Origin of the sequence: Streptomyces gobitricini, assembly GCF_039532985.1 — a bacterium.
Taxonomy (GTDB): domain Bacteria; phylum Actinomycetota; class Actinomycetes; order Streptomycetales; family Streptomycetaceae; genus Streptomyces; species Streptomyces gobitricini.
The window spans coordinates 13,955-26,546 of record NZ_BAAASR010000006.1 but is presented as its reverse complement, the minus strand read 5'-3'; the positions used below and the strand labels follow the sequence as shown (position 1 = coordinate 26,546).

The window sequence follows — 12,592 nt, the reverse complement described above, 5'->3', positions numbered from 1 at the left end:
CGTCTTCGCGTACAGCACGTGGCAAGGGCGTGGGGGAAGACGCAGAGAGCAGAGAGCCGCAGTGACCACCACTGAGCCGACCAGCGCTGAGCCGGCCCGCGCGGAGAGCGCCTCGACTTCGCGCGCGCGAATAAGGCCACCGGCTGGGTTGTCCAAGATGCCGGAGGCGCTTGAGGCGCTTGAGGTGCCGGAGGCCCTTGAGGTGTCCGGGGCTTCCGCGGCCCCTGAGGTCTCCGCGGCGCCCGGGCGCGCCGATGGCCCGACAAGCGCGGGGGCGCCCGTGGCCCCGGCACGCCGCGAGCCCTCCGGGGCCCCGGCCGCACCCCGTGCTCCCGGCACGCACCGGACGGCACCCGCCTCCGTCTCCGCCTCCGCCTCGTGCGCCACCTCGTCCGCCACGACCGGACCCACGCCCGTGTCCGTGTCGGCGCCCCGGACCGCGCCCCGCCCGGGGCTTCTCCGGCACCCGGTGACGGTCGCGGCAGGGCTCGCCGCGCTCACCCACATCGTCTGGTTCTTCTTCTTCGCCAACAGCGGTGGCGACCTCGCCGCGCAGGACGCGTGGGCCGAGTTCGTCGGGCGGCACCCGGACTCCGCGTACAACCTCGCCTGGTACGGCGGGATGCACCCGGTCTCGTACAGCGTCGTGTCCCCGTACCTGATGTCGCTGCTCGGCGTGCGGACCACGATGATGATCGCCGGGACGGCGTCCGCCGCGCTGACCGCGATGATCCTGGTGCGCGTCCGGGCGGTGCGCAATCCGCTGGCGTGCTCGCTCGCCGGGGTCTTCGCGTTCCTGTGCAACGCGCTGTCCGGCCGCGTCACGTTCGGTCTCGGCATGATGTTCGCGCTGGGCGCGGTGGCCGCCGTGTTCTGCTGGCCGCACCGGTGGCGCAGGAAGCGGTGGGCCAAGGCCGTCGTCGCGGCGCCGCTCGCCGGGCTGGCCACCGCCGCGAGTCCGGTCGCCGGACTGTTCCTGGGCGTCGCGGCGGCGGCGCTGTTCCTCAACAAGCGGCGCCCCGGCGCGTACGCGCTCGGTCTCGCGCCGGTCGTCGTCGTGGCGCTGTCGTCGTGGCTGTTCCCCTTCTCCGGTACGCAGCCGATGTCGTTCGGGTCGACGATGCTGCCGTTCGCCTTCGGGGTCCTCGTCCTCGTCCTCGTACCGGAGGACTGGCGCACCATCCGGACCGGCGCGGCCGTGTACGCGCTCGGCACGCTGCTCACCTGGCTGGTCGACTCGCAGATCGGGTCGAACGTCTCACGGCTGCCGATGCTGTTCGCGGGCGTCGTCCTGCTGGCCGCCCTGCCGTACACGGCCCGCCGCACCCGTAAGTGGTACGCACTCGTCCTCGCCTTCGCCGTCCTGAATGTGTGGATCGGCTTCAAGAGCGCCGACGACATCGTCCGTACCGCGCCGGACGCGTCGTGGGCGCGGGAGGCCGCGCCGCTGATCAACCAACTGCAGCAGCTGGGGGCGGAGAAGGCCCGGGTGGAGGTGGTACCGGCGCGCAGCCACCGGGAGGCGTCGGCGCTGACCCCGTACATCAACCTCGCCCGCGGCTGGAACCGCCAGGCGGACATGGAGCGCAACCCGGTCTTCTACGACGACACGCTCAACTCCGCCACCTACCGCGACTGGCTGCACCGGTGGGCCGTCCACTACGTGGTGCTGCCGAAGGGCGATCCGGACACCGGTGCCGAACAGGAGGCGGAGCTCGTCAGGGACGGCCAGCCGTACCTCCGCCCGGTGTGGTCCGACGCCAACTGGCGGCTGTTCGCGGTGGAGGACCCCACGCCGCTGGCCGAACCGCCGGCGACGGTGGTCCGGGCGGGCGCCGGTGAGGTGACCATCCGCGTGGGGACGGCGGGGCGGGTGCTGATCCGCGTCCCGTACTCGCCCTGGCTGGCCCTCCTCGACGAGGAGGGCAAGAAGGTGGAGCCGCCGGAGGAGACCGAGGCGTCGCTCCAGCGCGAGAAGGGGCCCAAGTCCTTCGTCAACTTGCACGGTTGCCTGTTGAAGGCGGAGGAGGACCGGGAGGGCGACGAGTGGACGGAACTGCTCGCGCCGAAGCCGGGGGTGTACCGGCTGGCCGCGCCGTACAAGATCTTCCCGCGCGGTACGCCGTGCCCGGAGGAATTGCGCTGACCGACCGACCCTCATGGTTACCGCGAGTCGTGCCGCACAGTGGTCCGCCGTGGCGAGTACGCGTGCGGTGCCGGCAGCCGGCAGCCGGTTCCGTCGTGGTCGCGGGCTGCCTGATCACTCCGGTGCTCCTGCCGGACGGCAACGGCCCCCCGGACACCGGCCCCGTCGGTCGGCTGCCGGCTGCCGGCTGCCGGAGCGGAGCCTGCCGTCCCGCATCGCCCCGCCGCGTCCGCCCGCGTAACGGACCGGTCCCGACCGCACTCGCTCGGGACCCGGCCCGCGTACCGCACCCTGGTTCGCGTGCCGGACCCGGCCCGCGTACCGCACCCGGACGGATCAGCCGAGCTTGGCGGCCTGCGCCTCGATGACGACGGTCGGCTGCTGGAACGCCTGGCCCCGAGTGACCGCGGCGATGTTGAACGACGAGAACCCGGCGAGCGTGGTGCCCTGACGGAAGACGGCGACCTTCGTGCTGCCCATGGTGCCGTCCTGCTTCGTCAGGACCGTCCAGGCGACGGCGTCCTCACCCACGGAGAGCTTCTCCTCGATGACCTTGGTGACCTGCTGCTTCTCCCCGTCGATCGTCATGGGGAAGCCGTCGGCGCACTTCTTGCCGGTCTCCCGCAGCGTGGCGAGGGCCTGGCCGGCGCCCTCGGCGTCGTAGGACCACAGCGAGGTCATCGTCTTGGTGATGTCGAGCGAGTCGATCGTCGCCTCCTCGACCTCCTTCTCCGTCATGCCCGCGAGCTCTGCCATGGAGGGCAGGCCCTTCTTGGCCGCCGCGGATTCGCGGACGACGAGCCGCTGGACGCTCGCCGCCGGCTTGCCCACCGGCAGGGCCGACAGCACCTGGGCGACGGGCTCGCACTCGGCCTTGGCGACGGAGAGGGCGCCGGGCTCGGAGACGTCGTCCTTCCCAGGCTCCTTGATCTCGTGGTCCTTCACGTCGCCTTGCGCGACCACCAGTTTCTGCAACTCGGCAGCGGTGAGCGCCTTGGCCGCCGGCTTCCCGGAGTCCGCGCCACCGCCACCCTTCGCCGCCTTGTCCTCGCCTTCCTGCGCTCCGCCACCGCAGCCGGTGACCAGGAGGGTCAAGGCAACCGCCGAAGCGGTCATGACGGTACGACGAATGCCAACGGCTCTCACTGCGCAACTCCCTGTGCGGAACCCCGCGCGCGGGCGCGGCGCGGGTGTACGCATGGGGAGACCGGCGGAGGGGGCCGATGGTTGTACCGGGAACCCAAGTGATTGATCACGGCGTGGACACGCCCCCACCGGACCGGAGCCGCGCCCTCCCCTGGCTCGGGCCGTCCGCTCACGCGTCGCTCACGCGCTGTCGGCTGCTGAGCAGCCCGTCGGTCAGATCTGACCGAGGTCGATCTCTACCGGGAAGGGGGCCGCTGCCTTGAGGGCGCCGGTGAACACGTCTCCGTCTCGGTAGATCTTCGTCGCGGGGTCGAGAACGTAGGTGTACAGGAGGGGAACGCCTGTCGCGGCCTGCTCGATCCGCCAGTAGAAGGCGATACCTGCCTTGGCGTACTGGTCGACCTTCACGATCCGGTCGGTGGTCTCCGAGCCTGGCGACACCACCTCCGCGACCAGCAGCACGTGCTCAGGGCGGTTGGAGGTGATGCCGAGCCCGCCCCCGGTCACGGTCCACGTCGAAAACCCGGCCGTTTCCAGCGCGGCGTCGGCCCGGGCCGCCACGTCCGGGTCCGCCTCGACGGTCGTGACGTTGTCTTCGCCGAGGCAGTGGCACATCAGCGCGGATTCGCCGCGGACGAACTCCTCGAGGCTGTACGCGACGAGCAGGGGCTGACGGGGTATGCCCAGGTCGAGCGTCAGGACGTACGCCGGGAGTGAGGTGCGGGCGGCGTTTCGTCAGACCTTCTCGACGCGCACGGAGTGTCCCGCGAGTAGTTGAGCCATGTCATCGGTGTCGGACGTGAAGACGGTTGCCTCAGCTCCCTGCACGGCTTCCCGCCCTGCCACAGCCGCCAGGATGGCGTCGATGGCGTACTTGTGACCATGGAGACCGGCCGCCTTCAGCATGTCGCGCGCCATGGCGATCACCTGGTCGTCCGTGTGCACGACGCGGATCCGGGACAGCGTCCAGTTCCACAGCGCCTGCTTCGACGTTTCGCGAGGGTCCCATGCTTCCAAGGTCGTGAGCGCCGACGTGACGATCGGGATGTCGAGCCGCGGAGCCGTTTTGATCAGCGCGGCCATCTCCCGATCGCCGTGAACCGCCTTGGAGAGGGCCTCGGAGTCGAACACGAAGACGCGGTGTCGCGGCCGGTGCAGTTTCGCTCGGGCGGTGCGGTTCACGCGGCCTCGTCTGAATGCGAGTGCTGCTCGTCGTGCCAGCCGTCAATCGCGGCGATACGGTCCAGCGCTGCTTGCTGCTCGTCGTCCGTCACGGCGCCGTGCTCTTCTTCGAGGCGCTCAGCCAGCTCGCGCAGTCGGTCCATGGCGTCCTGATGGGCGGCGGCGGCCGCAATGTAACTGGACACCCCGCGCGCATCGACACGTTCCTTGATCGATTCCACCAGCTCTTCCGGCACAGTGATAGTGATCTTCCGAGTCGCCATACTTTGAGTATGTCATGTCTTGTGTGTTGATGGGTGGGTGCCTCGGGTGCCGCCATCCTCGGCAGCCGCTTCACGCTTTGCCAGGGAAGGTCGGAGTCAGGGAGTGAGGGGCGCAGAGGCCTTGCGGTGCGCGTGGGGCTTGGCGATCCGCCCGCTCACGCAAACGGCCCCGGACGAGGGGTCCGAGGCCGAGTAGGAGCCCTCCCCAGGAGAGAGACCCCACAGGTCAGGGCGGTACTGCGTTGTGCCCCCGGCAGGATTCGAACCTGCGACACCCGCTTTAGGAGTTCGATTCGCGCTTGGTCCGGCCGTGGCGTCGTGCGGCGGCGCCAGTCGTGTCAGGCCATGCAAGGGTGTCGACGTCCCGTGCTGTTGATGTCACCTATGGATGTCAGGCTGGGCTAGCGCTTCTTGCGTACCTTGCGCTTCTTCTCCTTGGCTTCCTTTTCCTTGCGCTGGGCTACGCCATACGCCGACCACGGGCCCTGGTGCAGTGCGCAGCGAGAGGTGTTTGAAACCACTGGCTTCTGACAACGACCGCCAGTCTTGGTCCGTGCGCCGCACTTTGCCATGCTGTCTCCCCCACTCAGCCTGATCTTCCAATCCACACAGCTCTAGAGCACCGTGGCGGACTTGCTGGGGGCTGGGAAGGCGCAAAGAGGTTCGATCTGGAGCGCGCGGGCGCGCATACCGGCGAGCATGAGCTTGGGAATCACCGCGCTGCTGTGCCTGAGTGGTGGCCCGACCAGCGGCAACGGGTGCCAAGCAGCGACCATCAGCTCTTCCCAGTGCCCGCAGTTGACCCTGGCTTACCAGGCTGACGGGCACGGATCGGGCACGGCAGGTGACGTGCCTTCTTGTCCTGCGTGGCCTAGCACGTCAAGGCCAGCTTTGGCTACTTGGACTGCTCGATGTCAGTGCCGTCTGCCATGCTTCCGGTGCGGTTTCAAGAGGTGCCTAGGGGGCTCCGTGGCGAAAAAGATGCGACAGCAGGCGCGGAAGAGGAAGGCGCAGAAGGGCGTTGCGATTTACCATGACATGAAGATCTACGAAAATTTCGAGCGAAGCGCTCGCCGCATCTTTGAGTGCTTAAAGGCGGCCGAGAGGAATTCGCCTGGCGCTCCGCGTTTTCTCTTTATCGACGTCCAGGGCCACAGGAATGAGGCTGGAGGGTACGATCACGACGCGTTTGAATTAATCAATGAATTCGCGCTCGGGTTCCTGGGGGATTATCTAACGGAGATTAGCACCCCTCTCTACCGCGCACGGAATCCGGGCAAGCAGCGCAACGATATACCGGACATCTTACGGATCGGCCATCCGGATGATGGTAGTAAGTACGGCTACGACGCTGGTTCGCTGGGAGTGCAGCCCCGCGAGACGGAGCCTGCGAGCCGGAAGACGGCGCCAACTGTTCGGGCCATTGCTGACTATCTGGGCTTGGAGGAGGCTGCCTGCCTGGTGTGTTGGCGTAAAACCGTGGAGCGCGCACATGTCGTCCCGACTGCCTTGGGAGGCTCTATGGATGTCAGGAACTTCGCGCTGCTGTGCCCGGATCATCACGCCGAGGCTCCCGATGTGGCTGATGCGGAGAGCTTCTGGGCGTGGATCGACTATGCAGAGCTTCGGGATAGCCCGGACAAATGGGTGGACGCGCCAGACGAAGTTAAAGCACTCCTGCGGAGACATAATGTTCGGATTGGAAAGGGATCCCGTGAGCCCCTATCTTTCTTCTCTGCTGTGAAGGAGGAGCTGAAGGCGCTTTATGGTTGGACAGATGGCGACTTCGGGGCGGTAGCTTGGCCGGACCTCATGGATGAGTTTCATCGTGTCTTGGATGCGGCGACAGGGCGACACTTCTCTATTGACAAAAAGGTTTCCACTTACGCGTGGGCCTACGACATCGCCCTGAGGAGGGTCAAAGGAGAGGCTGACCGCGTCATCCGTGACGCTCCATGACGTAGGTCGGCGGAGCGGGTTTGGCCGGTGGCCTGCCCGGTTTGGGGCCGAGCATGATCAGGGGGCCGTACGCTGGTTGGCAACTCGGGCAGGCTTTGGACCTGCCCGTAATGAGCACGAGTGGCCCCCTGGTCTTGCTCGGCGCGGGACCCGGACCGGGGAGGTGGCTAAAGCCGTGGAGCCGACCGCCCCAGCCGCAGCGGGTTTCTCCCACCATCAACCCGAGCTGCTAGGCGTGCGGCCGGCGGCCGGGCCGGAGCGGGGCGGAGACAGGAGCGTCGGCCCGGGCGACGGGCCGCGCGCGCCGCGCTGTGCGCGGCGGGTGCCTTGATGAAGTAGGGAAAGTTCTACCGCGCTGGAAGCAGGTGGCGTCCGTCGTGGCTCCGGACGTGCGGGCCTTCCCCGTCCAGGGCGTCCAGCAGCCGGACTGCGTAGACCTCGGACATCCGCTCGGTGATCTCTGCGGGCGTGAGCCAGTCGACTGCCAGCGACTCTGCCGATGTGCGTTCCGTGCCCCCGGAGGGCTTGCAGCGGAACACCAGGGCGACGATGCCCCGCGCCGTGTTCTTGTAGACGCCGGTCAGCTCGTCGACCTCGACGCGGATGCCGGTCTCTTCCCAGACCTCGCGGGCTACACCTTCCTCCGGCGACTCCGCCAGTTCCAGCACTCCGCCTGGCAGCTCCCAAGTCCCGTTGTCGGCCCGCCTGATCGCCAGGAGTCGTCCGTCCTCCCGCACCACCGCTCCCGCCACGGACACGGAGTGCAGCGGCGTTGACTTGTGTTGCTGGGAACCCGTACTCATGTACAGGAGCATAGGAGGAAGAGAAGGACTATGGGAACTTCGGTAGGAGGTGGCAAGGCCGTACCCCGATACCTACAGATCGCTGACGAGATCGTTCAGCAGATCCGGGCAGGCGTCCTGAAGCCTGGTGACATGGTGCCGAGTGAGTCCGAGCTGGTGGACCGCTACGGCGTCTCCGGCGGAACGATTCGCAAGGCCATGGTGGAGGTCCGAGCCAGTGGGCTCGTCGAGACCCGCCACGGTAAGGGCTCGATCGTGAAGGATCGGCCGCCCGTACGACTCCGGTCTTCGGACCGGTTCCGGGCGTCGCATCGACGGGGCGGCAAGGCCGCGTACCTCGCCGAGTCCGAGCAGTCCGGGGCGACCGCCAAGGTGAGCGTCCTCTATATCGGCCCCATGGAGGCGCCGGAAGACGTCGCCGAACGGCTCGGCATCGAGGCCGGCACCCAGGTGCTCGCGCGACGGCGCCTGTACTTCCGCAACGGCACCCCAGTGGAGACGGCCTCCTCGTACCTGCCGTGGGACGTGGTCAAGGACATTCCCGAGCTGTTCGCCGAGAATCCCGGCCCTGGTGGCATCTACGCCCGGCTTGAGGACCACGGCCACACCTTCGCTGAGTTCGTCGAGACCCTTCAGGCGCGGTCGGCTGCCAAGGCTGAGGCGTCGGAACTGGCCCTGAGCCCCGGGGCGCCGGTGGTGCACCTGGTCCGGAACGCGGTCACGGAAGAGGGGCGGGTGGTCGAGGTGTGTGACACGCTCATGGCCGCTGACCAGTTCGTTTTCCAGTACCGGATCCCCGCCACCGACTGACGCTCGCTCAACTCTCTTCAGCCCGCCGTGATTTCCTCTTCGCGGCGGGTTGACTCATGTACAGGAGTGCTGCACTCTTCTTCATGTCACTCATGTACATGAGTGACGGAGTCCAGCACTTCTAGAGGAGTGATCTCTGTGCGTCAGATCCCCGTGGACATGACCGGCACGACCGTGATGGTCGCCCAGCCGCCCCAGCTCAAGATGCGCGACAAGAAAAACGGCGTCGTCGCCGTCGACCCCGAGACCAACGGCTCCCTGATGACGGTCGACGTGCTGTTCGTCGCCAACGGCAACGCTGAGGTGATCACGGTGACCGTCCCGGAAGCGGACATCTCTGGTGAGCTGACCACCGGCACCCCGGTGGCCCTGACCGGCCTGGTCGCCCGGCCCTGGGAGAACGAGTTCAACGGCCAGAAGCGTCACGGCATTTCGTTCCGCGCCGCCGCCGTCACCTCGCTGGCGGGCTGATCGATGACCGGCGGACAGATCACCGCGCTGATCGGCTTAGCGCTCGTCGCGGCCGCGCTGCTCGTACTCCGCTGTCAGCGTCCGGCCTGGTACTGGGTCGGCTTCGCCGCCCCCGCGAAGCTCATCCGCATCGCGGTCACCTACCGCTCCGCGATGGAGGCGTGCGGCCTGACCGAGCCTCCGTCCCGCATACGGCTGGCCATCGCGGCGGCGACGAACCGGACCGCAACCCGCATGGTTCCTCGTCTCACGCGCTTCCGGATCACCGCGAACGGCATGGTGCTGCGGATCAGGCTTCGGCCAGGCCAGGAGGTACGGGACTTCCAGACCGCCACCGAGCGACTGCGCCACTCCTGGCGGGCCCACGGCGTCCACATCAAGGCGCTCAAGCCGGGATGGCTGGAAGTCCGGATCATCGGCTACGACGTGCTGCGACGGGTCGTCATGCCCCCTACCGCGATACCCGACCTGCTCTCGGTGCCGGTCGCACTGCGTGCTGACGGTGGCGTCCAGGTGCGGGACTTCCGCACCATCGCTCACGAGTTGGTGATCGGTGCTACCGAGTCGGGCAAGTCCGTGTACCTGCGCGGGCTTCTCAAGGCACTGGCTCCACAGCCGGTCGCCCTGGTCGGCATCGACTGCAAGTGGGGTGTCGAACTGGCGCCGTTCGCCCGTCGCCTGTCGGCTCTCGCCTGCACTCCCGAGGAAGCCGCGGAACTGCTCGACGCCCTGGTCGTCGAGATGACCAACCGCTACGAGCTGATCCGCTCGGCGCAACGGCTGGCACGGGACACGCCGCTGGAGTCGTTCACCTCCGACGTCTGGGGGCTCGATGAGGACATGCGGCCGGTGCCTGTCGTGGTGTTCATCGACGAGGTGGCTGAGCTGTTCCTGACGGCCACGGCCGCCGACGAGAAGCGGCGCGACCACATGGTGTCCCAACTCGTACGACTCGCTCAGCTCGGCCGGGCCGCCGGCATCTATCTGGAGGTCTGCGGCCAGCGCTTCGGCGCGGAACTCGGCAAGGGAGCCACCGCACTGCGAGCCCAGCTCAGCGGCCGGGTCTCGCACCGGGTCAACGAGGAAACCACGGCCAAGATGGCACTCGGCGACATCGGCCCGCTCGCGATGAACGCGGCAACCGCGATACGCCCCGACAAGCCCGGTACCGCAGTGGTCGGCGTCTCCTCCGGGAGCTGGTCGCTGATCCGCAGCCCGTTCACGAGCCTCGATGACGCCGTGGCGGCCTGCAACGAGCACGCGGATATGACGCCGTACCTCCCGTCGCTCGACGCGTTCCACCCGGACACCACCCTGTCCGCGCTGGCGCTCGTCACCGACAAGGCGTGATCCGGATGCGCTCGTCCCTGCGGCTCGACGCCGTACTCGTCCAAGCCGTCATCGCCGGTGCCCTGTCCTTCTCCCACCTTCACGACCTGGCGGCCGCCGCCGGGCAGGACGGCTGGAAGGCATGGGCCTACCCGATCTCCGTGGACCTGCTGCTCGTCGCCGCCTGGCGCCAGCTCCGGGCACTGCGCGGCACCGAATCGCCGAGGCGGTCGGCCTGGACCTGGTTCGCGGTCGCGCTCGCCGCCTCCCTCGGGGCGAACGTCGCCACGGCCGGACTGCTCGACCTCAATGACGTACCGGACTGGCTCCGCATCCTCGTCGCCGGGTGGCCGGCCCTCGCCTTCCTCGGCGGCACCCTCCTGGTCCACACCCCGGCCCCCGAGCATCACGAGCCAATGCCGGTGGAGGTGGAAGAGCACGAGCCGGTACGCGAAGAGGTCCCCGAACCGGAACCCGCTCCCGCGCTGCCGCCTGCCGTTCCGAACGTCCCGCCCGCCCTGATCGCCCACGCTCACAAGCTCGCCGACGCCCACCAGGCGTCGACCGGCCAGCCCATCGACGCCGACACCCTGCGCGCCCGCCTCGGCGTCCCCGCCCCGATGGCCGACGCCATCGCCGCCCAGCTCACCTGAGAGGAGGTGACCCCATGGCCCGCAACCGCTTCTGGGACGTCGACCGCATCGGCCCCGTCCAGATCGGCACCCACCACGACCGCCACGGCCGCGAAGCGCACGCCGCCGCCTGCACCGCGCCCGGCTGCGACTGGTCGGCCGACTACCTCAGCCGCGCCGCCGCCGAACTCGCCGCCCGTACGCACCGCTGCAACCCCCGCTGACATCAAGGGAGATCACGCCATGGACGTCCCGCTCTGGCTCGGCCTCATCGTCGTCGGGTGGCTCGGCATCAAGCTGGTCCGCCCGCCCCTGTGGCTGGTCGCCGTCCTGATCCTGGGCGGCTACCTCCTCGCCGACAGCTTCCTGTCCCCGGCCATCGACCCGCTCGCCAAGTAAGGAGAACTGCCGTGTTCAAGCCCAAGTACCCGCCCTCGGACACGCACAACGCGATCACGCCCAGCACCAGTCCGGCCCCCGTCGCACCGACGCACCAGGCCCCGTCCGGCCTCGTCCAGAAGGCCGCCGCCAACCCCACGGCCGCTGTCGTCGGCGTCGTCGCGGTCGGAGCCGTGCTCGTCTCCACGCTCCTGGCCGTGGCCATCACCGGTATCGCGCTCTCGATCAGCGGCGTGGTCCTCCTGCTCCTGGTCCGCCTACTCCGCCAGGAACTCAACCGCTGACCGGCCTCCGGGCGGTGCCACAAGCCGCCAAGCATCGCCACCGCCCCGGACGGCCCACCCAAACGCCCCTTCCAACCGCAACAAGGGAGAACCGTGGACACGCAAGCGCTCGCCTTATCCCTGCCCCTGCTCGGCTGGGCCGCCCACTCCGGGTACCTCACCCACCGGCTGGCCACCGCCCGCCGCGACCCGCTCACCGGCCTTCGCACCCGCGCCGGGTGGATCGCTCGCGCCGAACGCCTCATCCGCCGGCACCCCGACGCCCTGGTCCTGCTCCTGGACGTCGACGACTTCAAGACTCTCAACGACACCTACGGCCACGCCGCCGGGGACGCCGCACTCACCGCCACCGCCTGGCGCCTCGCCGCCTGGTGCGGACGCCACGGCATCGCGGGCCGCCTCGGCGGAGACGAGTTCGTCGCCGTCATCCGCTCTGCCGACGCCGACGACATCGACCAGCTCGTCGACCTGCTGCACGAACCGCTGACCCACGCCGGTAAGCGCATCCCGTTGTACGTCTCCGTCGGCGCCTGCCGCGTCCCAGACCTGCCGGTCCGCAGCCTCTCCGACGCCCTCTCCGCCGCCGACGCCCACATGTACGAGATCAAGGGCAAGCCCGGCCGCCGAGGCGCCCGCACCCTCGCGCGCTGAGCACGACCACGTTCTGACCGGCCTCCGGGCGGCGCACAAGCCGCCAAGCATCGCCGCCGCCCGGACGGTCCGGCCCCTTCCAACCGCAATCGAAAGGAAGCTCCATCATGTCCCAGCACAGCCCTGCCCGGACCCGGGTCTGCCCCGACTGCGACGGCTTCCCCGTCGTCGCCATCGACACCGGCACCCGCCTCCCCGACGGAACCCGCTCCACCCTCCACGTCACCTGCCGTCGCTGCCAGGGCACCGGCACCACCTTCGGCCTGCGCCGGCAGGAGGTGAACGTCTGATGCCCCGCCGCTGGAGCCTCGGCCTCGACCGCCTCCACTACGAGGGCATCGACGGCGAGTACGAGCACCTGAAGAAGACCGCGCAGGCCCACAGGAAGCACGACGCCCCCAGGGGCCAGAAGTGGCCCAGCCGCAACCGTCCCGGCGACGACGTGCCGGGCCCGTCCAGCAGCGACGCCAGCACACCGCAGACCCGACGCCGTTGGGGTCGGTGATCGCTTTGACCC

At 68.8% G+C, this 12,592-nt stretch carries 17 protein-coding genes; 12 read left to right on the top strand and 5 right to left on the bottom strand.

Annotated elements, in window-relative coordinates; all coding sequences use genetic code 11:
* The first annotated feature begins 61 nt into the window (after nt 1–61).
* Nucleotides 62–2,146 (top strand): MFS transporter, encoded by a 2,085-nt coding sequence (locus ABD347_RS05785; RefSeq protein ID WP_425575583.1) that lies wholly within the window; start codon nt 62–64, stop codon nt 2,144–2,146.
* A 336-nt stretch (nt 2,147–2,482) separates the two neighbouring features.
* On the opposite strand, the gene ABD347_RS05780 is transcribed toward ABD347_RS05785, so the two are convergent.
* The 4 genes from ABD347_RS05780 to ABD347_RS05765 form a co-directional block, all read right to left on the bottom strand.
* The gene (locus ABD347_RS05780; protein WP_344357221.1) at nt 2,483–3,262 is read right to left on the bottom strand and encodes a hypothetical protein; all 780 of its coding nucleotides are present in this window, start codon (nt 3,260–3,262) and stop codon (nt 2,483–2,485) included.
* A gap of 243 nt (nt 3,263–3,505) precedes the next feature.
* On the bottom strand, nt 3,506–3,907 hold the full coding sequence (locus ABD347_RS05775; RefSeq protein ID WP_344357219.1) for a Uma2 family endonuclease: 402 nt from the start codon (nt 3,905–3,907) through the stop codon (nt 3,506–3,508).
* A gap of 120 nt (nt 3,908–4,027) precedes the next feature.
* A complete protein-coding gene (locus ABD347_RS05770) occupies nt 4,028–4,474 on the bottom strand; it encodes a hypothetical protein (RefSeq protein ID WP_344357217.1) in 447 nt (148 codons plus the stop codon).
* Nucleotides 4,471–4,737 carry a ribbon-helix-helix domain-containing protein gene (locus ABD347_RS05765; RefSeq protein ID WP_181662315.1) on the bottom strand — a complete coding sequence of 89 codons (267 nt, stop codon included), beginning with the start codon at nt 4,735–4,737 and terminating at the stop codon, nt 4,471–4,473. The genes ABD347_RS05770 and ABD347_RS05765 overlap by 4 nt, the downstream gene beginning before the upstream one ends.
* Before the next feature lie 969 nt (nt 4,738–5,706).
* Here ABD347_RS05765 and ABD347_RS05760 point away from each other — a divergent pair.
* Nucleotides 5,707–6,696 carry an HNH endonuclease signature motif containing protein gene (locus ABD347_RS05760; protein WP_344357211.1) on the top strand — a complete coding sequence of 330 codons (990 nt, stop codon included), beginning with the start codon at nt 5,707–5,709 and terminating at the stop codon, nt 6,694–6,696.
* 347 nt (nt 6,697–7,043) lie between these two features.
* Here ABD347_RS05760 and ABD347_RS05755 read toward each other — a convergent pair whose 3' ends face one another.
* Nucleotides 7,044–7,511, bottom strand: coding sequence for an NUDIX hydrolase (locus ABD347_RS05755; RefSeq protein ID WP_344357208.1), 468 nt, complete (start codon nt 7,509–7,511; stop codon nt 7,044–7,046).
* Nucleotides 7,512–7,529: 18 nt separating this feature from the next.
* On the opposite strand from ABD347_RS05755, the gene ABD347_RS05750 reads away from it, so the two are divergent.
* The 10 genes from ABD347_RS05750 (at nt 7,530) to ABD347_RS05705 (ending at nt 12,580) form a co-directional block, all read left to right on the top strand.
* Nucleotides 7,530–8,309: a GntR family transcriptional regulator gene (locus ABD347_RS05750; RefSeq protein WP_344357205.1), complete on the top strand. Its 780-nt coding sequence runs from the start codon at nt 7,530–7,532 to the stop codon at nt 8,307–8,309.
* Nucleotides 8,310–8,447: 138 nt separating this feature from the next.
* Nucleotides 8,448–8,780, top strand: coding sequence for an SCO3933 family regulatory protein (locus ABD347_RS05745; RefSeq protein ID WP_344357203.1), 333 nt, complete (start codon nt 8,448–8,450; stop codon nt 8,778–8,780).
* A 3-nt stretch (nt 8,781–8,783) separates the two neighbouring features.
* Nucleotides 8,784–10,130, top strand: a complete 1,347-nt coding sequence (locus ABD347_RS05740; protein WP_344357200.1) for an FtsK/SpoIIIE domain-containing protein — start codon at nt 8,784–8,786, stop codon at nt 10,128–10,130.
* 5 nt (nt 10,131–10,135) lie between these two features.
* Complete coding sequence (locus tag ABD347_RS05735; protein ID WP_344357197.1) at nt 10,136–10,762, top strand: DUF2637 domain-containing protein; 627 nt, start codon at nt 10,136–10,138, stop codon at nt 10,760–10,762.
* Between the two features lie 14 nt (nt 10,763–10,776).
* Nucleotides 10,777–10,965, top strand: a complete 189-nt coding sequence (locus tag ABD347_RS05730) for a mobile element transfer protein (RefSeq protein ID WP_344357194.1) — start codon at nt 10,777–10,779, stop codon at nt 10,963–10,965.
* A 19-nt stretch (nt 10,966–10,984) separates the two neighbouring features.
* Nucleotides 10,985–11,140 (top strand): hypothetical protein, encoded by a 156-nt coding sequence (locus tag ABD347_RS05725; protein WP_344357192.1) that lies wholly within the window; start codon nt 10,985–10,987, stop codon nt 11,138–11,140.
* Between the two features lie 11 nt (nt 11,141–11,151).
* Nucleotides 11,152–11,424, top strand: a complete 273-nt coding sequence (locus ABD347_RS05720) for a SpdD protein (protein WP_344357190.1) — start codon at nt 11,152–11,154, stop codon at nt 11,422–11,424.
* 93 nt (nt 11,425–11,517) lie between these two features.
* Complete coding sequence (locus ABD347_RS05715; protein ID WP_344357188.1) at nt 11,518–12,075, top strand: GGDEF domain-containing protein; 558 nt, start codon at nt 11,518–11,520, stop codon at nt 12,073–12,075.
* 107 nt (nt 12,076–12,182) lie between these two features.
* A complete protein-coding gene (locus ABD347_RS05710) occupies nt 12,183–12,365 on the top strand; it encodes a hypothetical protein (RefSeq protein WP_344357185.1) in 183 nt (60 codons plus the stop codon).
* Entirely contained in the window at nt 12,365–12,580 is a 216-nt protein-coding gene (locus ABD347_RS05705; protein ID WP_344357183.1) for a hypothetical protein, read from the top strand. Before ABD347_RS05710 ends, ABD347_RS05705 begins: the two co-directional genes overlap by 1 nt.
* Nucleotides 12,581–12,592: the final 12 nt, after the last annotated feature.